Here is a 22,607-nt window from a genome sequence, read left to right as displayed (position 1 = left end):
TTTCCTTGCTTGGCTGCTGCTATTACCGTGAAGATTGTCCAAACAAATAAGAGCGTGAATCAAGATAGGATAGGAATGAGCGACAATAAAGTAGGGATTAGGCAGATGATGTCGAAATCAATCCTATCTGCATTACATGACTTGGATAAGGGGGCAGGCTTATGAGGTTTAAACGAATCCGCATGAAGATTTTTTTAGCTATGATCGTGGCAACCGCGCTGCCGCTGGCTATTACTTGCGGAATTATTTTATATCAGGTTTCGCAAAATATCGAGGAAGATCGCATGTTTGCCAAAAATCGCGTGGAAGAGGATCTGAAATCCAGAATCGAAGAGTATGGAGAGGCTCTTAATGAAACCGCTTACCAAATTTATTCGAATGCTAGCCTGATTGAAAGTATCGCATTGGACAAAGAGTTTTTGACAGATAGCAGAACCTACGACACGGTAAGAGATATAAGGGAATTTTTTTTCAGCGTTTATTATCAATCTCGTCTAACGGATATTATGGGGATGTATTTGATCCGCTCGGATGGAGAGCAGATGGGGGCTTTTTATCCCGGGTTACATCCTCATTATAAGTCGGAATATGCTCAGAGCTTGCTTGAAATGACGGAGCGGTCAGGCAACAAGCCGTTTATTACCTTTAATTATCATACGGAATACGGAGAGCCGGTCATGCAGTTTTTATATCCTGTTCGATATATGGGCAATCCTGTGGGGCTATTGGTCATCGACCTGCGAGAAAAGGGCTTTCGAACGCTGGTTGAACGGTATAATGACTTTTATCATGGGCGCATCGTTCTAACGGATTCAACGGAACGAATTATATATGATACCGCTCCTGAAGCGGTCGATAGCAGCTTTGATTCTGAATCGTACGACGACAAAGCTGTTCGATTAACCGTTCCGCTGAATGATTCGACATGGACATTGCGATATTTCTATGAGAATGATCCAAAGCTTCAATTTTACAGCACGGCGGCATATTCCATGGTTGGATTCGTTTGTTTACTGGCTGTATTGTTCTCCTATGCTCTAAGCTTTAGTTTGACGAAACCAATCGTACATCTCCATCGAAAGATGGGTCGCATTCAAATCGGGGATTACGATGCTAGGGTAGATGTGGAGTCTCAGGATGAGATCGGATATTTGGGCAAGCAGTTCAATCAAATGGCGGAGACGATTCAGCAGTTGATCGAGCATGACTTGAAGCTGCGGTTAATGAACCAGGAGTCGCAAATTAAGGCGCTGCAAGCGCAAATATCGCCTCATTTTTTATTTAATACGCTTCAATTGATGTCCGGCATTGCGGAAGTGAACAAGGTGCCCGACTTGAAGCTGATTTGCAAAAGTCTTAGCCATATGTACCGCTACAATATGAAGATCGAAAATGAATGGGTTACCGTGCGGGATGAGCTTATACATATTAGAAATTACTTGGTTATTATCAACAAGCGTTACTCGGGTCTTATCCGGTCGAGGATCGTGATTGATCCGAGCATTCGTGAGCTATATATACCGAAGCTTGTTCTTCAACCGATCGTAGAAAACGCCGTGGAGCATGGATTGATCCCGAGCAAAGGAACCAAAAAATTGTTGAGAATTTCCGGAAGGGTGTCTAAGGAGCGGGATGCTATTTATTTGTATGTTACGGATAATGGCGCTGGCATGACGGAGGAGGAGTCCGTATATGTGGGAGACCTGCTTGATAGGAATAATCGAATTCACCAATTTCATCGAGATTCTATCGGGCTCTCTAACGTAAATGTGCGGATCGGGCTTATTTGCGGCGAAAATTACGGAATAGTGGTGAGAAGCAGAAAGAACATGGGAACATACGTCATTTACAAATTGCCGCTTAAGGGAGCGATACCGGGATGAAAGTGCTAATCGTCGATGATGAAGCATCCGTGCATGAACAGATGAAAAATGTGATTCCGTGGGAAGCACTTGGATGGACAATTATTGGACATGCCGTAAACGGCGAGGAAGCTTGTCGTCTGGCTGCCTCTTTACGTCCCCAGCTCATTTTAACGGATATCAAAATGCCTTTGATGGATGGGCTAAGCTTTATGGAATGGTTAAAACAATCCGATATCCATGCAGAAGTTATTGTGCTTAGCGGCTACGGCGATTTCGAATATTCTCGTCCGGCATTTCTGCATGGTGCCTTTGATTATCTGCTGAAGCCGCTTAATGAAGCGGATCTGCTGCAGATTCTGAGCAAAGCGGTAGAAAAGATTCGCAAAGATTCTAATGCCAAAGTGGTGCAAATCAATGAAAAAGCGGTGCTGCAAAATGGGTTGACCGTTCTTCAGGATGAATTTTTAACCAGTACGGCCGATGCCTCTGAAGCAGATGAAAACGAGCTTATCGTACAAGCTGCCGAATTATCCGTTCTGCTTCCTGAATCGGGTTTCTACGCGGTGGTCGTAAAGCTGTTTGATTTTGATGAACGGGTTAATGAACGCTACGGGGGAGATCGAAATGTTTTTTACTTTGCCGCACGCAACATTATAAAGGAAACCATCGATTATTACTCCCCTTCCGTTGTTTTCCGGCATCTTTCTAAATCCAATGAATTCATTATTTTATTCAACAGCCCCATGCGCAATGATGACAAACTTCAGTCTCTGGTCAATAAGCTTCATCGATCTCTTGTACATTTTATGCGCGTGAATGTAAAGCTGGGTTTAAGCTCGTTCAAGAACCGCATATCGAAGCTTCCGGAGGCTTATCGCGAGGGTGCGCATGCCATTGAATCAATGCTGCTCAGCGAACAAGAATCGGTAGGCACCTTCAGTCGCGGGGAAAAGACGCTGCAATCAACTTCGTCGTCTCTGTCTCAAATGTCAGTGTGGAAAGAAATCACTTTGTTATTTGATCTTCTTCTGGAATACGGAACGCTTAGAGACGGAGAGCAATTGAAGATTAAGCTAGAGGAAGCATTCGGTGAAAATAATCTTTCCAAGATAAGCGGATTCGAGCTCAAGCTTGCGATCTCTGCGATCTTGGACAAAATTGAACTTAAAGCGAAAAATCGCGATATCGCATTAATGGTTGGAGAAGGAAAGAGTAAGCTGTCCGAATTGAAGATCCAGCAGATGAAAGCGCTTCTGCAGCGCATGGTCACTTATATGCTCGATCTTTCGTTCTCCGAAACAAGGACGAAGAGCGGAAAGCAGCTTATCGAGGTGATCCGCAAATACGTGCAGGAGCAGTATCGTACGGTAAATTTGGAACATATTTCGCAAACTTTTTTTATCAATAAAAATTATTTCTGTTCTCTTTTTAAAAGCGTCACGGGGGAAAGCTTTATGGACTATCTGACTGCAGTACGCATCGACCAAGCAAAGCGGCTGCTGCTTGAAAGCGAGTTAAAAGCTTATGAAATCGCAGAGCAGGTCGGCTATAAAGATCAGCGTTATTTCAGCCAGGTGTTTAAAAAAGCGACCGGCGTTCAGCCTACGCAATATAGGCAGCAAACAACTGACCGAACTTAATATATTCAACATAGTAGTGAACATAGCGGCATACTCAAGGGTTCGCGTCCCCCTTAAAATAAGAGATGTAAGTACCAATTACCGAGAGGGGATTCAACGCATGACAACAAAAACGAGAAAAAGCTTGGCCTTCTTTCTCAGCTTAGTTCTGCTTGTAGCGCTTGCAGCAGGCTGCGGCAGCAATAACGGAGGGAATACGAAGACCGAAGGTAATACAAGCCCGACTTCGAATGCAGCCGAAGCCAATAACACCCAAGAGAACGGGAAACCGGTTACCTTAGACTTTTGGGCAGCGCTTGATCCAAGCACGGATGAAGGGAAAGCGATTCAAGCAAAGGTTAAGGAGTTCGATGATGCGAACGAAAACATCAACGTGAATCTTCAAGTGATCACTTACGATGTCCTGCATGATAAATTAGTAGCGGCAATCAATGCCGGCGATGCACCGGATTTGAGCTGGGGGCTTGCGGAATGGTTCGGCGAGTTTAATAAATTCGATGCTTTGGCGGACCTGACTGCTTATGTAGATAAGTGGGAGGACAAAGATAAAATCTATGGGAATGTATGGGATGCTCTTAAAATCGACGGCAAAGTAAAAGCGCTTCCTAACTATCTTGGTATTCGTGCCCTACTCTATCATGAGCAAATTTTGAAGGATGCAGGCTACGACGCACCGCCAAAAACATGGGATGAGCTGCTTGCTATGGGAGATACGATAAAGACAAAAACCGGCAAGGGTGCTTTCGGTATCGCCGGCGCAGGCGTACGTTCTCCGCAAGAGCTGATTATGTATTTGGCACAAAATGATGTGAAGCTTGCAGAACAGCAAGCCGATGGAAAATACAAAAATACATGGCAAGATAATCCGGATCAATTGGCTAAAGCTACGGAAGTGTTCCAGTTCTATCAAGAATTGCTTTCGAAAAAAGTAATGGCTTCCGATGCCAAGACATGGGGCTGGGAAGAGGAAGACCAAAACTTCGTGCTCGGACAATATGCGATGGTGGTCAACGGTCCTTGGATTGAAGGACGCAGCACTGAAAATCCTGAAGGCATGAAGGACGTTAAGGTCGCTGCGCCGATTTATAAAAGCAGTCCTGCGACATTCATGGAAATTGCGCCGCTCTATGTGTACAAGTCGGATAATCTGGACGAGTCGTGGGAATTCGCTTCTTTCCTCGTTGGCAGCGATTATCAAACGGCGGTTAACCCGTCGAAAGCTCCCCGCAGTGACGTTGTGAGCGAAGCGGGTTGGGGTAAAGAGTTTATGGCGTTAGCATCCCAAGGCATCGTATTCCCGACAGTTTCGCTTGGCGGCATTACGAAAGCGATGGAAGACTCACTTGCAAGAGTTATGCTGAAAAACGACAAGCCGGAAGATGTGGCGAAGTGGTTGTCACAGGCCATTAATGAAAGCCTGAAGGCAACTGGAGAGTTTAGCGGAAATTAAGGAAAGTAAACTTATGCATTGAGATAACCAGACAAACATTAAATATAAATCCTTCTTAAGATAGGGCAAGCGTGGGGCAGGGGCATGGACCGCAATGTTCGCTCCCATCTATGCTTGCTCTTTCTATTCCAAAAAAATGTGGTGAGAGAGATGGCAAACCAAACTGAAATGCTGAATAAGGCCGCAAAGGGGCCTGCCCCTATCAAATCAAAAATGAAAAGAACCATTTCCCTATCCCTAAGAGAGAAACGAATCCGAAGACTTGCGTATTGGTTTATTTTACCGGCCATGTTGTTTTTTATTCTAATGAATGCCTATCCGCTTGTAACGGTCCTATGGGACAGCTTTCAATTCAAAAATTTAATGAACAAAGCGATATCTGGTTTTGCTGGTTTAAATAACTTCAAAGAAGTCATCAATAATGAATATTTCCGGAGCTCACTTAGGAATACGGCCGTCTGGACGGTGCTTTCCGTAGCTGGAGAGTTTGTGCTTGGTCTTATATCTGCGATCGCTTTAAATCAGAAGGTCCGGGGCAGGCTCGTATTCCGTTCCATCATTATCATTCCATGGGTAGTTCCCATCGTCATTGCAGGGTTAACCTGGACTTGGATGTTGACGCCTGACTATGGCATCATTAATCTTTGGCTAACGAAACTTGGGATAATTGACGAGCCTTATTATTGGTTGGGAGAGCTGAATACCGCACTTTTAACGGTTGTTTTCGTCAATATTTGGAGAAGCTTTCCGTTTTACACGATCAGCCTGCTTGCAGGTCTGCAGTCGATATCGCGTGATATGCTTGAGGCGGCGGCTATTGATGGAGCTGGCATTCGTATGCGCTTCTTCAGGATTGTTTTGCCACAGCTCAAAACGGTATCGCTTACTATTATTTTTATTCACGTCATTTGGACGGCGATCAATTTCGATTTCATTTGGGTTATGACGGAAGGCGGACCGCTGCACTCATCGGAAACGCTGCCGATCATGATTTATAACTATGCGATGAAATCATACAATTTCGGAAACGCCTCCGCGCTTGCTTCTATGATGCTGGTATTTATGATTAGCGGATTTATTTTATATTACTTTGCAACAAACAGAAAAAGTCGGGGCTAGTATAGTCTGGATCGGAGTGTGAAGAGCATGTTAATAAGCCGTCGAAAGCAAAGGCTGCTGAATGTCTTAACCTACGCGGTTTTGTTAGGTTTCTCGTTTTATTGTTTGTTCCCTTTTCTGTGGATGCTCGTCACGTCCTTGAAGCCGAGCACTGAAATTCGTACACTTAATCCTACATTTCTAATTAGCGCGCCTACCTTAGAGCACTTTAAAAATGTGCTTACAGGTTCTGCCTTCCTTACCTTTTTCAAAAATAGTGTTTTCATCGCTACGGTAACAACGTTTGCCTCCCTGTTCATATCAATCTTCGCAGGCTATGCCTTAAGCCGATATTTTAGATTTCGGGGCGTTAAGGTATTCGGCATCGCTATGCTGTTGTCACAAATGATTCCTGGGGTTCTCTTATTAATTCCACTCTACTTGGTCATGAAAAATATCAATCTGATTAATACGTATATGTCCCTTATATTAGCCTATACAACGTTTACGGTACCGCTTTGCACGTTCATGCTGAAGGGCTTCTTTGACTCCATTCCGCTCGAAATGGAAGAGTCTGCCGAGATTGACGGCTGCACCAGAGTGGGTATCATATTCAGGATTTTGCTTCCCGTTTCGCTACCTAGCTTGGTAGCAACCTCTTTATATGCTTTCCTGAATGCATGGAATGAGTTCATGTTCGGTTTTGTATTCATTAATGATGAATCGCATCGCACGCTAACGCCGGGTATCAGCTTGTTTAAAGGACTGTATCAAACCGATTGGGGCAGCATGATGGCTGCTTCCGTACTTAGCGTATTGCCTGTCGTTATTATTTTCATCTTCCTGCAGCGGTTCTTAATTGAAGGTATGACTGCCGGCGCCGTGAAAGGTTAGGTGTAAGTGCAAAAAAATAGACGACCACAGTTCCCAGATATCGGGTAGAGTGGTCGTCTTTTCGCTATGCTCCATCATACCCATGTCTGCCGTTGAACTAAATATCATTTTGTTATTGTTTTGTCTTAAGTGACATTTTGGTGCTTGACGGGCGATGGTTTAGAATTTTGACAAGCTGCTCTTGCATATAAGAAGGAGAATGGACAAACCCGCTATCGATCCAATGAAAGATCAGCCCAAGCAGCGCATGAAGAGAATAAATGGCAAGAAGCTCTTGATCAACATCGGTATCTTCGAAAATTAACTCTTCCCTTAATATTTGCTTTAAGGAAAGAAACATTTTTTCTCTAAGGATAGGGAGCGCTTCGCTTCTTGCCAGAACGCTGTAGATGTTTGAGTGCTGGGCAATATGTTCAAAAATCATGATTGAGTTGGCATGCAGCTCATACGGGAAGAACTCGGTTGCTTTTTCATAGGGCGCGCGGAAGGATTGAAGCAAATCTTTGATCAACTCGGTAATCATATCGTCTAGGAGATCCTCTTTGTTCGCATAATTGGCATAGAATGTGCCTCTGTTATAACTCGCATGTTTGACAATATCGGTTATCGAAATGGAGGCAAACGATTTTTGGGACATAAGATGAAGCAAGGCTTCCCTTAAGGCTGTTTTACTGCGAATGATTCTGGGATCTGTATTTGAGACGGGTTTATACACGTCGATGATCCTCCTATACATCTGATTTACAATTCCATTCCTGTTTGTTGTTTAGTCATCATTTGCATGTTTTTTGATGATTGCTAACATTTTTGGTGAACTTTATACTAAATCTAACAGATGTTCGTTAGTCAACATGTGTTTATTCTAACACAAAATACGGAGGTATGACGGATGAAGCTTTTCGGAAAAGTCGCGGTTGTGACAGGGGCGGCATCGGGTATGGGGAAGGCGATCGCAGAGCTCTTCGCTGAAGAAGGAGCAAAAGTAATCCTTTCGGATATCAATCTGGAGAATGCCAAAAAAGTTGTTCAGGGAATCGAAGAAAAAGGCGGCAGCGCTATCGCGGTTGCTGCTAATGTTGCCGTAGAAGAGGATGTTCAGCGACTGATTGACAGCGCGGTGGACGAATTCGGAACGGTGGATATCTTGGTAAACAACGCGGGTATTATGGATAATTTCGTACCTGCCGGAGACCTTACTGACGAGCTTTGGGAAAAGGTATTTGCCGTCAATACGACTGGTCCTATGCGGACCACACGCAAGGTGCTTCCAATCTTCACGGAAAAGAAGGAAGGCGTCATCGTAAATATTGCCTCTAATGGAGGACTGTTCGGTTCTCGTGCGGGTGCTGCCTATACTGCATCGAAGCATGCTGTCATCGGATTCACGAAAAATGTCGGTTTTCAGTATGCCAAGCTCGGTATTCGCTGCAACGCCATTGCGCCTGGAGCCGTGAAAACGAATATTGCCGCATCCATAACGGAGCCGAATCCTTTCGGCGCGGAACGTTCGTCGAGCGGAATGGGGATTAACCCGCGTTTGGGTGAGCCCGAAGAGGTCGCGAAAGTTGCTTTGTTCTTGGCCTCCGATGAGTCAAGCTTTGTCAACGGCACTACGATTGTCGCAGATGCTGGCTGGTCGTCCTACTAATTCAAGAAATCAAATCAGCCTCCTATCACGACAGGGGAGGATTCAAAAATAAGACTACTCACCTTTTAGGATAAGGTGAGTAGTCTTGTTTTTTGTATAGCTTTGGCTTTGAAAGCTGAAGATAATCAAGAATTGTTCATCAGGCTTCTTTCGGAATGGCTATTTTCAACTTTGCTTTGGATTCTTCCGGGGAGGTTTGTTCTACCCGTTTGATAAAGAAGGAAAGCAGCAAACCGACTATGCCAATCCCAACGATAACGAGATAGGCGTCATTTATACCTTGGATGGAAGCTTCCATAATCATTTGCTTTTGTGTTGCGCCCTCTGTCACGCCAGACGCCATTATATCCTTAAGATGTGTTGTGGTGCGATTCGTCATCACAGTCACAAGGAGAGAGGTGCCTACGGCGCCGGCAACTTGTTTAATGGTATTGGAGATAGCCGTACCATGTGCATTAAGTCTGGCAGGTAATTGATTTAAACCTGCTGTGGTAATCGGCATCAGGAGCATGGCCATGCCGAAGCGTCGACCCGTAGACATGAGAACCAGATAGGTATAGCTGGTCGTATCCGTCAAGTTAATAAAGCCGAAGGTGGTTACGATCGTAATAGCCATGCCAATGATGGAAAGCCATTTTGCTCCGAACTTATCGAACAGCCGTCCAGTGATCGGCATCATAACGCCCATCAGAAGCGAGCCAGGGAACATCAATAAGCCGGACTCCAAGGCAGTAAAGCCTCGAGAATTTTGTAGATAAAGAGGAAGCAGCATCATATCCGCATACATCACGATGGTAACCGCGATATTTATGATGGTGGTTAAAGAAAACATGCTGTATTTGAAAGCGCGGAGATCAAGGAGCGGATTTTGGGAAACCAGCTGCCGCCAAGTAAACAGGACGAGAGAAAGGATCCCCGCAATAAGCGACACGAGCACCTCCGCGTTAGACCACCCTTCGCTGCCAGCTCGGCTGAAGCCATACATCATAGCGCCGAACCCGACGGTGGAAAGGGCCACACTCAGAACGTCAATTTTTGCTTGGATTCGCTCTGACACATTCTTCAGGTAAATAAACCCGCAGATGATAACAATGACGACTAACGGAATCATGCCGTAAAACATTGTTTCCCAAGGATAATTTTCCAAGATGTATCCGGCAAGTGTTGGCCCGATCGCCGGGGCGAAAATAATGGCGAACCCAACCATACCCATGGCTGCTCCTCTTTTATTTGGGGGAAATAGCGTTAGAATGACATGCATGAGCAGAGGCATAATAATACCGGCACCGGCTGCCTGAATCAAACGTCCTGTCAGCAGGACGGGAAAGCTCGTTGCGACCGCCGATACGATCGTTCCTACAAGAAAAATAAACATCGAAGTTTGAAAAAGCTCACGCGTGGTAAATCGTTGCATCAAATAGGCGGTGATCGGGATCAGAACCCCGTTAACCAACATATAACCTGTTGTCAGCCACTGGGCCGTTGCGGCCGAAATGTTAAAATCAATCATTAATTCCGGAACAGCAACGCTCATGACAGTTTGATTCAGTGTCGCCAGAAAGGCACCCAATATCATAATGAATAAGATCGGTCCCTTTTTTACCGAACTGCTGTTTATTGCCATACTTTTACTCAACCTACTCCATCCTTTCAATTCTTCTCTATATAGACTTAATTTACACTGTGTTATATAATTGACAGTATATAAATTAGATTATAAGCAGAATTAATGGGTTTACAAGCGACAGAAATTGATTGAAGTGTAAAGTAGTTTACAATAAAAGTATTTATGTCGTTTATCTTGAAGATGTTCGACGAAAGCCCTGAAATTGTAGCTTACAAAATTATAGAAAGGAGAAAGGAGTAGGATATGGATAATTCAACGCAGCGAACAGATCCTCGCATAATTCGGACACGTCAATTGCTTAGAGACGCTTTTATTGAGCTGCTCCAGGAAATGGATATCGAAAAAATATCGGTAAATCGCCTGGCAGAACGTGCCACCATCAATCGCGTTACTTTTTATCTGCATTATCGGGACATTCCGGATATGCTGGAAAAGATGGCGAATGATATGATTGAAGACATTCATCAGGTTTTGGAGGATACGAAGCTGCATTCGAATTCGGCAGAAGAAGAGGATTGGCCGATGCTGGTGAATCTGCTTGAGCATATTTCCAAGCATGCAAAGTTTTATAAAGTCATTCTCGCTATAAATCGAACGACGATCTTTTCGGATCATCTGTTAAAGCTGCTTGCTAAATTGGTTAAAGAAAGGCTGGAGAGAACGGAGAGCGAGTCCCAGCTTGTAGCAGCAAATATTCAAAAGGACATTGCCATATGGTACGCTTCTTCAGCATTGATCGGTACGATCGTTGCATGGCTTCGAAATGACATGCCGTATACGCCGCTTTTTCTCGCCAATCAATTTACTTTGCTGCGGACATTAACACGATAAGAATTCAGAGCTAAGTCTCAAATAGGCTTCAGCAAACGCAAAAAGGCTTACTCTAGGGTACGGAGTAAGCTTTCAATTTTTCGTTATGAAGTCAGCTTATCAATTTTCGTTTTCATGGTTGCCTTGACAGTATCTTTATAACGAATTGCAAGCATCAATACTTGAAGCTTCTCGCTTAGAGTAAGCTGTTTGAAACGGTGATCTTCCTTTAGAAAGTCCTCTATAATTAACAAAGCGACCGGTTTCATACGTAGAGGCTTTCGATCTGGAGCATGACTCAAGCTAAGATTGGCCTGTACCTGATCGTACCAAGCTCGTAGCCGCGCTTTGGGCTTACTTTCGTCGACCAAACAAGGCGCGACTAGGTTTTTGGTATGTTTGCGAAGAAATTCGTAACGGTCATTGCCAATAAGGATGGTATAGCTGCCATCCTTTCGGTTTTTTCGCACCACCAGCAGATTCATACAGTCCCACATCATTCTTCGAAGACTACGGATACGAGCGGTCATTTTGGTGGAGAGATCCGGCTTGATCTTGCTCAAAGGGATATACCGGACTGTAAAACGCATAGGCATCCTCCTCCTCCTATCCACATGATATGAAGGATATAAATTGTCCTATTCACGCTTATTTTTTTATTAGATTCAAGTTATGCGCTTGCTCCTCCGTTAAAATAAATTCCTCCTGGGGCCAAAATTCCTCATCTTCGTCTCTGCCGAAGAGATGAAGGATCTCTTTCCATACCCCTTTTTCCATTGCTTCCGAAGCGGAAATCATGATCTTCAATGCAAGCACCTCCTAAAACTTCTATACGTTTAGATACACTTATATATGTGGAAATAAACATAGTCTTATTCACTTCAATTAAATAATAAGTAGTAGTTAATATTTCTTTATCGTACTATACTATAGATAATTTTTGAGGGGGAAGGTGAGAGGATGAAGAGGGTGCTTCTACTCGGTGATTCCATCCGAATGGGTTATGAGCCTCTTGTGCGGGAGGCGTTGAAAGAAAAGGCGGAGGTTGTCGCGCCAGATGAGAACGGCAGATTTGCTAAACATACGCTTTGGGGCGTMAATTTGTGGATAAGGGACCTGGGAGAACCGGATATTGTCCATTGGAACAATGGATTATGGGATTTGCATCATGAAGCGCCGATGGTCGAAGCGCTGACCTCTCTCGATGAATACTTGGAAACGCTTAAACGAATAGCGAACGAGCTTCAGCGAACAGGTGCGCGAATCATATTCGCCACCACGACGCCGGTCCCGGCAGACGCGACGGGACGGAGCAACGCTGAGATCGATTTATACAACGCGGCGGCCATGAAGCTGATGGACAGCATCGGCATTGAGGTAAATGATTTAAATCGACTCGTAAAACAAGACATAGACAAAAACATATGCGAAGACAAATTGCATTTATCCGAAGCGGGAAACCACAGATGCGCTGAGCAGGTTATCGAACACATACACAAATATTTGTAAAAGTGAATGGCAGTCCAAAGCCTGAAAAATAGGCTAAGGACTGCCATTTCTTTTATCTACAGATCACCGAGAAACGCCAGCTTTTCCGCAGAGAACGGCGACAGCCGGTTACGCTGGACTGATTTTGCTTACGTCATCGCATCTGTCAAAAAACTCCGTCTGCAGCTTTAAGGAGTCATGATCATCTTTGACGGCACGAATCGTTTTGGCAAAATTAGCTGCACAGAACGCAATGTACTCTTTGCCGTATGCAGCCGTTGAAAGGGAGGGGTCGCCTGCGATCTGATTCGGGAATTCCATATACCAGTGAATACCTGCGGACAGCTTGTGTTCGGTGAGCGAGCGTCCGCGCTCCTTGGAATCCCATTCCCCCGGATTCAAACGATCCAGATGGACCAGATCAGGATTAATATGAAGGATTTGGGATGTTTCCATATGATCGGCATGGCCATAACCTTCGGGTGTTTCATAGCTGTTATCGAGATGCTCCAGCTGATCGGCGTTTAATTCCCATAGGTTATACGCATATACGACATAATCCTTCCTTTCATCCAGCATCGTTTGCACAAAATAGTTTAGCAGATTATTGTTGCCGCCGTGCCCGTTTGCCAAAACGATTTTATTGAAGCCGTTTCGTCTGATTTCCTTGCACACTTCCTGCAAGAGGCGCAGTTGGAGCTCGCTGCTGAGAGCTACCGTGCCCGGATAATGCCGGACTTCGGATACCTGGCCGAAAAAATAATACGGAAAAAGGACGAAGGGTTCAATTTTGGCTGATTTTTCTGCGATTTCTCGTGCGATCATCATATCGGTGCCAAGGGGGAGGTGATCGCCATGCTTCTCAAGACAGCCAATCGGCACCACGCATACACGGCCGGTCGATTCAAGAGCGGCCTCAAACTGTTTGACGGTTAAGTTTTCCCATAACATTGATTTCGTCCTTTCCCCGTTATGCTCATTTAGGTGCCTTCGATAGAAAGACGGAAATAATCGTTTGAAGATAGTTTAAATCTCCTGTCATCCGCTTCTTCACTTCCTCGTTTAAAGAACGATCGGATTCAATCCGCTCGATTAACTTGCCAATCTTTTTCAAGCTTTCCTTGCCTTCTTTGTTTACCGCTTTTTTATCCTTCCAGGCTTCCTCGAGCTTCTCCAGCTCTTTCGCATACTTTTTGCCGTCGGACATTCCATTGAAGGGTAAATAGATCGTTTTGATCTTGCGCTGCATTTCAGAAACGATCATTTTCATGGACAATAAAGGATTTTTATCGGGCACAATGGCTGGTTTGCTGTAGAGGCCTGCCAAAAGCGCTTTGTCATATCCGTTCTCAAACAAGGATTCGAATTCGAACAAGGCGGAGCCGGAAGCGCCGACAGCGATAGAGTCGTTAATTTGATTAAGCAGCATTTCCTTCGTTAAGCCGATATTCGTTCCGACTCCGATAACGATCAAAGACTTGTTATTTGCCAGCGCCACGGAGTTAAGGGAATCAGCGGCTACCGAAGTGGCATCCGGATGATAGGACATTGGGAAGAGTTGATCGATATAATTTTTGGCTATCCAGTCCTTCGGCTCCTGATGCATAAATTCGGGTCCATCCACGTAGTTCGGCCATACGGCGGCGGATACCCGGATATCCGGTTTAAGCTTTTTCGCTTCGCTGGAGATCCGGTATACGAACTCGTTAATCGTATTCGTTCTTAAATCAACCCATTCACGCCACAGCTCACCGCCAGGCTGCAGGTCAATCGGATCGGCGCCGTACTGCTGCTTGAACAGATCTCGCGTATAGGAATCGTAGCCGAAGTCGTTCGTATAATCACCGGCATCGGGATATCGGATATAGTCCAAATGCAAGCCGTCGATTTCGTATTTTTGCAGCAATTCCTTGTAAATTTCTGAAATGAAATCTCTTACTTCGGGCCTTGCCGGATTGAGAAAATAGTACTGCGTATTGTAGAGCGGAACGTCCTGATAATCATGGCCTTTTCTGCTGATCATTGACCATTCAGGCTTCAAACCTTTGACTGGACCGACTGCGCTTCCGACGCCGACCAAGAAGTTCTCGACCCAAGCATGCACCTCGATGCCTGCTTTATCGGCTTCTTTCATATAAGCGTCCAGCACGTCGAATCCGCCGTAAATCGGATTTTGAGCGGCAAGCGGATGGCTCGTCGGGTAAATCGTGAATCCGTTCCACCACGTTTCCAAATAAATGGAGTTAATATTTAGGGCATGCAGCTTCGCGATATGCTGCTGAACCTGCTCCAGATTCGTTTCTTTTGGCCGAATCCAAATGGACCGATGGTCCACAGCCCGTGATTCATAGCTCATATAGCTTGCTTTTTCAACCTGCTCGTTCAGCTTGGCAAATCGTTCCGTAAAGGAAGTGAAATCCCCCTGTGCGATAGAGGTCTTCAATTCCTCGATGCCTGCTTGCGCAGATGCGATTTGCTGCTCGATTCCGCTGTAGTTAACGTCAAGAAACTGCTGCTTAGTGAGAAGCAGCCTTTCCTCCGCAGCTTTAATGCCTAATTGCGCTTTATCCAGGTAGGATTCGGGAGTGAATAGAAAAAGCGCCTGTTTCTTGTCCGGCAGCAGTATAAAGGTACTGCCGACGTATACCTGCTCGTTCAGCCAGCTCGCTTTGATACCATGCCCCGACACGACATAACCGCCGGGAGGAATGTTGGAATTATTTCCTCCGACATGGGCAACCTTGCCGTCCGCATTCACAATAACCTCATATCCCCAAGGGTTCGTACCGGTTGATGCTCCATAGCTGCTGTCGTAGATGATGAGCTGATCAGCTCCGCGGTTTCCAGGGAATGGCGCATTGCTTCCGTCGTCCCAGCCGCCCGGATTATCTTCTCTCGATTTCGGATTTAAGGCGTCGTATGCTGTTTTTGAGGCTTGAATCAGCACTTCATTGCTCGTATTCAATTCAACCGCATCTCCTATCTGCACAGAACCGTTAAATTTATTGTAGAACGGGCTTTCAGCCTGAATGGAAAGGACGTATCCGCCCTCAGGAATCACCGAGTTATTATCGACCCAATTGCCGCTCGCATCCTGCATCATGACCGATATCTTCGTCACTTTGCCGCCTTCGACGGTTATATCCATTCCCCATGGATTCGTTTTTGTGTCAGGACCATAGGCCGGCAAATAGAGTACGATATCCGCTGCCCCTCGTCCGGCATTGACCTGCGTGATCGGTACCACTTCTCCGTTTAGAATGAAATATTTGCTTGGAAAAATAGGGATAGGGAAGTTCGCGGTAATCGAATCGCCGATTGTTAAATGATCGATCAATGCAGCCGTGCTTCCWGTCCCGGATAATACGTATCCGTTAGAAGGGATATAGGTGCCTTTTGTGCTGCCTGCGTATTTTGCGGTGACAATATCGTTAGTGATGATCGCTTCCATCGTTTGAGGGAGAGGGGGCTTAGTCGTACTGCCATAGTTTCGGGTGAAGATGGAGAGCTTGCCGTCTTCTCGCTCTTGGTCAATCAGGTCAACCCTATGAATGGATCCGTCTCCAAGCGTGATGGAAGGAGGGGTAGAAGGAGTGGACTCGGAAAAAGCGGTAGACGAAATGCTGATCAGAAGAAGGGGAATACAAAGAACGAAACGAAATAATCGTTTTCTCATCATGGCATACACCTCGGATCTTCGAATTTGTACGCATAAAACAGAACGTTAACCGGTMACCGCCTCTCGGATGAAGTAGGCTGTTCCTGTTCAGGATGGATTGCTTCTCTAGCAGTAGTGTAACAGTCAGCGGATTAATTTTCCACAATTATAATAAAAAGTGGATCATACTTTCTTTTTTGGTTTTACAGCCGCAATGAATCCGGCCAATGCGTCTCGATCCCCTGATTGGCAATAAGGGTTAGAAAAGCATTCAGATGCTCCTTATTCTCGCGGACCTCATGCGGGGTGACCTGATGAATAATGGAGTAAGCGGCCAAATATCCTGCGGCTTCCCCGATATTCCATTCCGTCGGATGCAGCCGGTAACAGCCGTTCGTGATTTGGGTTGTTCCGATATTTTTACAAGCGGGAAGCATATTTTTTACCCGAATCGGGAGAAGTGCTCCGAGAGGAATTTCATAGGGCAGGCTAGGAATATAGAAACCGCGGTTGGATTTCGTGGTGGTATGGAGATCCAGATGATAGCTTCCGACCCCTACGCTGTCCTCATATCTCCTTATGCCCTGCGTTCCCCGGAGATCCAGGCTTACATCATGCTCCGTAATGGTGTAGACCGCTTTGATTCTGCGCGATTCCCGTATATAGGGATGCTTGGCGATGCCGTCTTCGGTTCCCAGTACATCCCCGCGAAGTCTAAGGCCAGGGTAGCCTTTGCCTCCATCCGGCCGGGGCGCCTCGGTTTGCAGCCAATAAACGAGCGATAGGCTTTGCTGGCGAGCGCCTTTCAAATGGATTTGTCTTTCTTCTTCCGATACCCCATAGATAGGTCCCAAATAATAATCGTTTTGTGCCCAGTTAATTAATGTGATGTCGCTTTCAAGAAATCCATCTGAAAATAATGAACGATCCAGAATGCGCCGATAAGTCCAGAAAGGCATCGGCTCCTTACCATCCGGAATGAAGACAATCTCTTTATCGATGCTCGGGTCGTGTATGTCTCCCATTTTCCAGCCGAACAGCGGAAACCGCGAATGCTCTGGAATGAAGCTCCGCCAAAAGTCATACTGCTCCGGCTTTTCAATCGTAAAATTTCCGTTCTCAATATGATCGAGTGCAAATACATACGTAAAAGACTGCATATCGAGGGAATCGGCAACGTCGAGTGCGTGAGGCTCTCCCGTTTCGCTTTTGGCTTCCGCGCCTGATACGTATTCAACTTCGGCAAGCGGGAGAAGGTCGCCGCATTCCGTCGCATCCAAAAAGTAGGAGCCGCGCAGCTTCTTGACCCTTCCATCCGCCGTATGCTTGATGTTGATGACATCAATACGGTCATCCTTCGTTTCAGCGGATTCAATTTGCCAGCCGAGCAGAATGGTGAGTCGTCTGCTGCTTATGTAGGGTGCCAGCATGGCTTCAAGCACATGAAGCGCAGCTTTCGGTTCATGGCAGAGGCGGCTGACCCAGCCGTTGCCCGGATTCAAACGCTCGTTAGTTTTGGCCTCATCCGTTAAGGGGTAGTTTTCCTTGTAATAGCGCCGAATGCGGTCACGAAACTCGCGGTAGGTGCTTGTGCAGCCAAAGCTCTCAATCCACGGGTGCTCATCCGGAGGAACGGCCTGACTGGTCAGCTGTCCGCCTATCCAATCTGTTTCTTCGGTTAAGATCACGTTCATGCCAAGCTTCGCTGCAGACAGCGCTGCCATGCAGCCGCCTAACCCTCCGCCAATTACAATAACGTCAGCTATGCTCGATTGTTTTTCCATCCATTTCCCGCCTTTCTAGAATTGAAATGAAAATTTGCTATATCGTATCATGGGATAGAGATTATATCCACTTATTATGTTAAAATTAAAAAAAATATCTTTTTCTTTTCATTGACGGAAAAAAACGATGTAGAGTCGATATCGGAACATGATCCTATCGTATGACGGTGGGACAATGGGGCAGAGGAGGAAACACGGTGAGTCAGGAAATCAACATGCAATGGATTAAGGCCGCTTGCGCTCATTACGAAATAGGGGAACCGCTAGGCGAGCTTAAGCCAGTCACCGGAGGCTTGCTGCACCGTATGTGGGAATTGCGGACGACGACCGGACATTTTGCGCTCAAGCTGTTGAATCCTGAAATTATGTCCAGAGCAGGCGTTATGGCCAACTATATGCTCTCGGAGCGGATTGCGGCAGCAGCGGCTATGGCGGGTATACCCGTCGTCCTAGCGAGGAGGGTTAAGGATCATCCTCTTAATCAGGTATTGGGTACGACCGTTATGCTGTTTGATTGGATCGATGGTTCCGTTTTAACTCCCGGCGACTGCCGAACAGAGCATGCAAGCATGATCGGAACGCTGCTGCATAACATTCACCACATGAATTTCCAGGAACATCCAAAACGAGTCTGGAAGTCCTTTGGAGCTGAGCATTGGAAATCGCTAGCCGAGGATGGAATCCACACAGGGAAGAGTTGGGCGCAGCAGATCGAGAGCGGTCTACCGGAGCTTCTTGAATGGAACGAGCGTTTTGTAAGCGCGAGCAGCGTGTTGAATCAGAGGCTGGCCGCCGGCCATTGTGATTTAAATCCGAAAAACGTCATTTGGAAGGAGCCGTGCATTCCATATATTATCGATTGGGAGGCGGCAGGCCCGACAAATCCGACGATGGAGCTTCTGGATGCGGCTTTAAGCTGGAGCGGGCTCGATGCGGGCCAAGTTAAGAAAGAGCTTTTTATGGCAATGATAGATTCATATCGCAAAGCGGGAGGGAAAGCGCTGACTGACGTAGAGGAGGCGCTATGCGGCAGGATAGGAGGCATGCTCGAATGGCTGGAGTACAATATGAGACGCTCGCTGAGAAGCGATATTTTCGGAGAATCGGAGCAGCGCTTAGGCAGCGAGCAGGTGCAATTGACCTTCTTATCCTTAAAGGAGCTGACCGCTAACATCGAGGTATGGACCGAATGGGTGAAAGAGGGGAATTAGGGATGAGGCCAACGGTCGAACCCTCGCGAAAAATGTATTTTTTTGTTGTAAAGTATCATTTCTTAATCTATTCTGTAAGGTGAGTCTACTATGAAGCGAGTTGATACGATGAAGACGGCAGGTCAAAAAATTAATCAATCGAATACGCTCCTATTGATTTCGAGTATTTATACATCCTTGACAAAAGCGGAGAAAAAGGTGGCCGACTATGTCAAATCAAATCCCGAAGAAGCCGTCATGGCGACGGTGACGGATTTATCCGAGCAGGCAGGGGTAGGGGAAACGTCCGTTATCCGGTTTTGCCGCAAGCTTGGCTTCCGCGGGTACCAAGAATTCAAGCTGTCTATCGCGCAGGATCTAGTCAATGTGCCTTCCTACTCGAACGTTGAGATCGAGGAGACAGACGACACGATGACGAAAGCCAGAAAAATTACGCTTCGCAACGAAATGATGCTGAAAAACACACTTGATCTCATTAATCCAGCGGATTTGGAGCGAGCGGCGAAACGGATGCTTGGCGCTGATAAAATTTATATTTTCGGGGTAGGATCATCAGGAATCACGGCGCTCGATCTTCATTATCGCCTCATGCGGATTGGTATGAACGTGGAGGCGCATAGAGACTCTCATATCATTGCGATGTCTGCTTCACTCGTGAAGAAAGGGGATGTGGTGTTCGGCATTTCGACCTCCGGAAGCACAAGGGATCTAGTCGATCCGATTCGCCAGGCGAAAGCGAACGGGGCGGATGTTATTTGCTTAACCAGTCACATGCGTTCTCCAATCACGGCGCATGCCAATACGATTTTATTGGTGCCTTCCCGGGAAATGCCAACCGAAGGCGGATCTTGGTCTACGAAAATAACGCAGGCTCATTTGCTGGATATTTTGTGCACCCTGCTGTCTCAGAAGAAGAACAATGCCGCCGAGGCCTTGGAGAAAACGGCGCGCTCCGTTGTAGACAAACTCTATTAATATACAGCGATTTCGAATGAATAATAAAGAAGGAACTGTCCAGATGGCTTAGCAGCCAATTGGCAGTTCCTTCTTTTATTAAAATATAAGAATTTATAAGTTTCACATTTATAAATATGCTTATATTTCACCGCGAAACGAGCTGTTGCCGCCAAAAGACGGCGACAGCCGTTTACGCTTGTCTACGTGAAACGAGCTTTTGCCGCGAAAGTACGGCTGCAGCGGTTTACGCTGGATGCATTGGTTTTAAGAAACAAAGCTCTTACTGACCAGCCTCATCCTGCTTTTCTGCAGCGAAAGATTGAATGCTTTCTTTGCGGCGTTCGTTTTTGGCTTCGATCGTATTTTTCTCATCAGCTGATATTTCATCCGCAAATTCGTTTAAGTACTCCTCTGCCTCTTGCAAATTAGCTTCGGTATTGTCGATATGCTGCTGCAAATGTACGGCATTATCCGCACGGTTATCTGGTTTTGCCAAAGTAATCCCTCCTTTCCTCGCAATAATACTTTGTTAAGATGACCCAAATCTAAGATGGTTATGCCAACAAAAAGGAACCTCGGTTAATGATTCAATTTTCTGACAACAAGAATAAAGGCATTTTTCTCTAATATATAAAATAATAGTGGAGCAAATTTCCGCGACGGTTGTTTAAAAAGTATCCCTATGAAGGAGGAAGAACCACATGGGAAACGAATATTTCTAAGGTCTAACCGAACAAACAGCATCTCGTAAAAGGATCATTTTTTCAAAATAAATAAAACTGTTGAATATTTCCTCCGAAAATGATATCTTCTGATCAGGAAAGGAACGCACTTCCTACCAGTATATATTGCAGCTCAATCTGTAACCCAACCAGACAATCACATAAGTCGTTAGCCGTAGACCTTCCAAGACAATAGGGGCAAGCATGCATCGATGAGGGGTTAGAACTTGAACCGAAAACGGGGAGGGATGACCAAAACAAAGCCTGATCGCAGCAAATGTTAGGTAAGAACGAGCTCTTGCATTTCATCCATTGGAGGGGTAAAAGCTATGCGGAAAATGAAATTATTGTCTGTGATTCTATTGGCGGTTACGCTCGTTTTTGTATCGGCATGCAGTAAAGTCGCAAATAACGGAAATGAAACGGCAACCAACAAACCAACGAATGATACGGCTGCCGAAACGGCAGCACCAACGGAAGCGCCGCCCGTCGTCGAAGAGCCTGTTATTGACATGAACGGCGAGACGCTGAAAATTATCCACTGGATCGACGGTCCGTCCGAGGAAACGCCGGAAGGCGCGGCGACGCTTGAGAAGTGGCGGGCTGTCGAAGAAAAATATAACGTGAAAATCGTATGGGAAAAGGTGCCTTGGGGCGAAAACATCAAAATGGTTACAAACGCTGCGCTTTCCGGCGAATCGGTAGCCGATATCGTGCCATTGGATTACTATTTCGCCGTGCCGGCCATCAATCAGGGATTGTTTATGCCCGTAGATGATTTCTTCGATTTTGACGATCCGAAATGGCCGGTAGGCTTGAAGCAGCACGGAGCAATAAACGGAAAAATGTACGGCTTTACCTCCAATATCAATAACGCCTCCGGGATCTACTACAACAAAACATTATTTGAGCGCGAAGGTCTGCCAGATCCTCATGATTTAATCGCGCAAGACAAATGGACTTGGGACGCTTTCCTTGATATCGCCAAAAAAGCAACAAAAGATACTAACGGTGACGGCGTTATCGACCAATGGGGCGTTACCAATATCGCGGGCAATCTGTCCCGGATCATCATCCATTCCAACGACTCCGCATTTATCAAGCAAAAAGAAGGCAAGCATGTTTTCAACTATGACGATCCGAACCTATTAGAAGCGCTTCGTTTCTATAGCGATCTGTTTAATGTGCATAAAGTCGTCGCTCCCAACAAAAGTGAGAACTTCGAAGACTATAATGATTCGCAAACGCTGTTTAACTCCGGTAAAGCGGCGATGGTTACAGGCGAGGTTTGGGAAGGCGCAACTAGAACGACGATGACGGACGAACAAGGCTTTGTTTATTTCCCGAAAGGGCCGAAAGCTACGAAATGGCAAGGCAGCATCGAAAATTACGTGCAATTCTACATCCCGGCAATCGTAAAAAGAGCGAAAGAAAAAGCTTATATCTGGGAGCAGATTCAAATGTGGGATCGAGTGGAGCCTATTAACCGCGAGGAAGCAGAGAAACAATTGCTGGCGGATGAAAGCGACATTGAAGTCATGCTCGATTCACTCAAATACGCGCAGCCTATATTTCTCCCTCTTGGAGGCGCTTTAGGCGATATTTCCTATTCGATTGCGAATCGTGGCGAGTCGCCAGAGACCGTACTGGAGAGAAACAAACAGATCGCCCAAGATGCGATTGATAAAGAACTGAATACGCAAGGAACGGCTGCACCGGCAGCGCAATAATAAAAGAACCTTTTATAATGCAGCA

At 45.8% G+C, this 22,607-nt stretch carries 19 protein-coding genes; 11 read left to right on the top strand and 8 right to left on the bottom strand.

Translation table 11 applies throughout. The annotated features are described in order from the left end of the window. The first annotated feature begins 161 nt into the window (after positions 1–161). The 5 genes from AC1DLI_RS17630 (at position 162) to AC1DLI_RS17610 (ending at position 6,947) form a co-directional block, all read left to right on the top strand. Positions 162–1,883 carry a cache domain-containing sensor histidine kinase gene (locus tag AC1DLI_RS17630; RefSeq protein WP_477604736.1) on the top strand — a complete coding sequence of 574 codons (1,722 nt, stop codon included), beginning with the start codon at positions 162–164 and terminating at the stop codon, positions 1,881–1,883. Continuing rightward, on the top strand, positions 1,880–3,505 hold the full coding sequence (locus tag AC1DLI_RS17625; protein ID WP_477604734.1) for a response regulator: 1,626 nt from the start codon (positions 1,880–1,882) through the stop codon (positions 3,503–3,505). The genes AC1DLI_RS17630 and AC1DLI_RS17625 overlap by 4 nt, the downstream gene beginning before the upstream one ends. Before the next feature lie 100 nt (positions 3,506–3,605). Next, complete coding sequence (locus AC1DLI_RS17620; protein ID WP_477604732.1) at positions 3,606–4,955, top strand: ABC transporter substrate-binding protein; 1,350 nt, start codon at positions 3,606–3,608, stop codon at positions 4,953–4,955. Positions 4,956–5,105: 150 nt separating this feature from the next. Next, positions 5,106–6,074: a carbohydrate ABC transporter permease gene (locus tag AC1DLI_RS17615; protein ID WP_477604731.1), complete on the top strand. Its 969-nt coding sequence runs from the start codon at positions 5,106–5,108 to the stop codon at positions 6,072–6,074. 27 nt (positions 6,075–6,101) lie between these two features. Further along, on the top strand, positions 6,102–6,947 hold the full coding sequence (locus AC1DLI_RS17610; protein ID WP_477604729.1) for a carbohydrate ABC transporter permease: 846 nt from the start codon (positions 6,102–6,104) through the stop codon (positions 6,945–6,947). A 112-nt stretch (positions 6,948–7,059) separates the two neighbouring features. Here AC1DLI_RS17610 and AC1DLI_RS17605 read toward each other — a convergent pair whose 3' ends face one another. Further along, complete coding sequence (locus tag AC1DLI_RS17605) at positions 7,060–7,662, bottom strand: TetR/AcrR family transcriptional regulator (RefSeq protein ID WP_477604727.1); 603 nt, start codon at positions 7,660–7,662, stop codon at positions 7,060–7,062. Between the two features lie 174 nt (positions 7,663–7,836). Here AC1DLI_RS17605 and AC1DLI_RS17600 point away from each other — a divergent pair, with 174 nt between their 5' ends. Further along, positions 7,837–8,595, top strand: a complete 759-nt coding sequence (locus AC1DLI_RS17600; protein WP_477604725.1) for an SDR family oxidoreductase — start codon at positions 7,837–7,839, stop codon at positions 8,593–8,595. Positions 8,596–8,734: 139 nt separating this feature from the next. On the opposite strand, the gene AC1DLI_RS17595 is transcribed toward AC1DLI_RS17600, so the two are convergent. Then, on the bottom strand, positions 8,735–10,219 hold the full coding sequence (locus AC1DLI_RS17595) for a DHA2 family efflux MFS transporter permease subunit (RefSeq protein ID WP_477605073.1): 1,485 nt from the start codon (positions 10,217–10,219) through the stop codon (positions 8,735–8,737). Between the two features lie 246 nt (positions 10,220–10,465). Here AC1DLI_RS17595 and AC1DLI_RS17590 point away from each other — a divergent pair, with 246 nt between their 5' ends. Then, positions 10,466–11,053 (top strand): TetR/AcrR family transcriptional regulator, encoded by a 588-nt coding sequence (locus AC1DLI_RS17590; RefSeq protein ID WP_477604723.1) that lies wholly within the window; start codon positions 10,466–10,468, stop codon positions 11,051–11,053. Between the two features lie 83 nt (positions 11,054–11,136). Here the strand turns inward: AC1DLI_RS17590 and AC1DLI_RS17585 are convergent, their stop codons facing one another. Continuing rightward, entirely contained in the window at positions 11,137–11,622 is a 486-nt protein-coding gene (locus AC1DLI_RS17585; RefSeq protein WP_477604721.1) for a hypothetical protein, read from the bottom strand. A gap of 58 nt (positions 11,623–11,680) precedes the next feature. Continuing rightward, positions 11,681–11,839 (bottom strand): hypothetical protein, encoded by a 159-nt coding sequence (locus AC1DLI_RS17580; RefSeq protein WP_477605095.1) that lies wholly within the window; start codon positions 11,837–11,839, stop codon positions 11,681–11,683. Positions 11,840–11,992: 153 nt separating this feature from the next. On the opposite strand from AC1DLI_RS17580, the gene AC1DLI_RS17575 reads away from it, so the two are divergent. Then, the gene (locus tag AC1DLI_RS17575; protein WP_477604719.1) at positions 11,993–12,541 is read left to right on the top strand and encodes an SGNH/GDSL hydrolase family protein; all 549 of its coding nucleotides are present in this window, start codon (positions 11,993–11,995) and stop codon (positions 12,539–12,541) included. A gap of 108 nt (positions 12,542–12,649) precedes the next feature. On the opposite strand, the gene AC1DLI_RS17570 is transcribed toward AC1DLI_RS17575, so the two are convergent. From AC1DLI_RS17570 to AC1DLI_RS17560, 3 genes are all read right to left on the bottom strand, one after another. After that, positions 12,650–13,471: a creatininase family protein gene (locus tag AC1DLI_RS17570; RefSeq protein ID WP_477604717.1), complete on the bottom strand. Its 822-nt coding sequence runs from the start codon at positions 13,469–13,471 to the stop codon at positions 12,650–12,652. A gap of 25 nt (positions 13,472–13,496) precedes the next feature. Further along, positions 13,497–16,196 carry a family 10 glycosylhydrolase gene (locus tag AC1DLI_RS17565; RefSeq protein ID WP_477604715.1) on the bottom strand — a complete coding sequence of 900 codons (2,700 nt, stop codon included), beginning with the start codon at positions 16,194–16,196 and terminating at the stop codon, positions 13,497–13,499. Between the two features lie 185 nt (positions 16,197–16,381). Further along, positions 16,382–17,962, bottom strand: coding sequence for an FAD-dependent oxidoreductase (locus tag AC1DLI_RS17560; protein WP_477604713.1), 1,581 nt, complete (start codon positions 17,960–17,962; stop codon positions 16,382–16,384). Positions 17,963–18,159: 197 nt separating this feature from the next. On the opposite strand from AC1DLI_RS17560, the gene AC1DLI_RS17555 reads away from it, so the two are divergent. Then, complete coding sequence (locus AC1DLI_RS17555; RefSeq protein ID WP_477604711.1) at positions 18,160–19,173, top strand: phosphotransferase; 1,014 nt, start codon at positions 18,160–18,162, stop codon at positions 19,171–19,173. A gap of 108 nt (positions 19,174–19,281) precedes the next feature. Beyond that, a complete protein-coding gene (locus AC1DLI_RS17550) occupies positions 19,282–20,148 on the top strand; it encodes a MurR/RpiR family transcriptional regulator (RefSeq protein ID WP_477605071.1) in 867 nt (288 codons plus the stop codon). Between the two features lie 262 nt (positions 20,149–20,410). On the opposite strand, the gene tlp is transcribed toward AC1DLI_RS17550, so the two are convergent. Beyond that, the gene (gene tlp, locus AC1DLI_RS17545; RefSeq protein ID WP_364142055.1) at positions 20,411–20,626 is read right to left on the bottom strand and encodes a small acid-soluble spore protein Tlp; all 216 of its coding nucleotides are present in this window, start codon (positions 20,624–20,626) and stop codon (positions 20,411–20,413) included. A gap of 555 nt (positions 20,627–21,181) precedes the next feature. Here tlp and AC1DLI_RS17540 point away from each other — a divergent pair. Further along, positions 21,182–22,582, top strand: a complete 1,401-nt coding sequence (locus AC1DLI_RS17540; RefSeq protein ID WP_477604709.1) for an ABC transporter substrate-binding protein — start codon at positions 21,182–21,184, stop codon at positions 22,580–22,582. Positions 22,583–22,607: the final 25 nt, after the last annotated feature.

The organism is Paenibacillus sp. 01T443 (assembly GCF_056398325.1).
This window is presented reverse-complemented; position numbering and strand designations above follow the sequence as displayed.

What these genes read in the sequence shown, in the direction of transcription:
- AC1DLI_RS17590 (WP_477604723.1), top strand. Translation starts at nt 10,466, where the DNA reads ATGGATAATTCAACGCAGCGAACAGATCCTCGCATAATTCGGACACGT.
- AC1DLI_RS17620 (WP_477604732.1), top strand. Translation starts at nt 3,606, where the DNA reads ATGACAACAAAAACGAGAAAAAGCTTGGCCTTCTTTCTCAGCTTAGTT.
- AC1DLI_RS17630 (WP_477604736.1), top strand. Translation starts at nt 162, where the DNA reads ATGAGGTTTAAACGAATCCGCATGAAGATTTTTTTAGCTATGATCGTG.
- AC1DLI_RS17585 (WP_477604721.1), bottom strand. Translation starts at nt 11,622, where the DNA reads ATGCGTTTTACAGTCCGGTATATCCCTTTGAGCAAGATCAAGCCGGAT.
- AC1DLI_RS17560 (WP_477604713.1), bottom strand. Translation starts at nt 17,962, where the DNA reads ATGGAAAAACAATCGAGCATAGCTGACGTTATTGTAATTGGCGGAGGG.
- AC1DLI_RS17600 (WP_477604725.1), top strand. Translation starts at nt 7,837, where the DNA reads ATGAAGCTTTTCGGAAAAGTCGCGGTTGTGACAGGGGCGGCATCGGGT.
- AC1DLI_RS17595 (WP_477605073.1), bottom strand. Translation starts at nt 10,219, where the DNA reads ATGGCAATAAACAGCAGTTCGGTAAAAAAGGGACCGATCTTATTCATT.
- AC1DLI_RS17625 (WP_477604734.1), top strand. Translation starts at nt 1,880, where the DNA reads ATGAAAGTGCTAATCGTCGATGATGAAGCATCCGTGCATGAACAGATG.
- AC1DLI_RS17570 (WP_477604717.1), bottom strand. Translation starts at nt 13,471, where the DNA reads ATGTTATGGGAAAACTTAACCGTCAAACAGTTTGAGGCCGCTCTTGAA.
- AC1DLI_RS17610 (WP_477604729.1), top strand. Translation starts at nt 6,102, where the DNA reads ATGTTAATAAGCCGTCGAAAGCAAAGGCTGCTGAATGTCTTAACCTAC.
- AC1DLI_RS17550 (WP_477605071.1), top strand. Translation starts at nt 19,282, where the DNA reads ATGAAGACGGCAGGTCAAAAAATTAATCAATCGAATACGCTCCTATTG.
- AC1DLI_RS17615 (WP_477604731.1), top strand. Translation starts at nt 5,106, where the DNA reads ATGGCAAACCAAACTGAAATGCTGAATAAGGCCGCAAAGGGGCCTGCC.
- AC1DLI_RS17540 (WP_477604709.1), top strand. Translation starts at nt 21,182, where the DNA reads ATGCGGAAAATGAAATTATTGTCTGTGATTCTATTGGCGGTTACGCTC.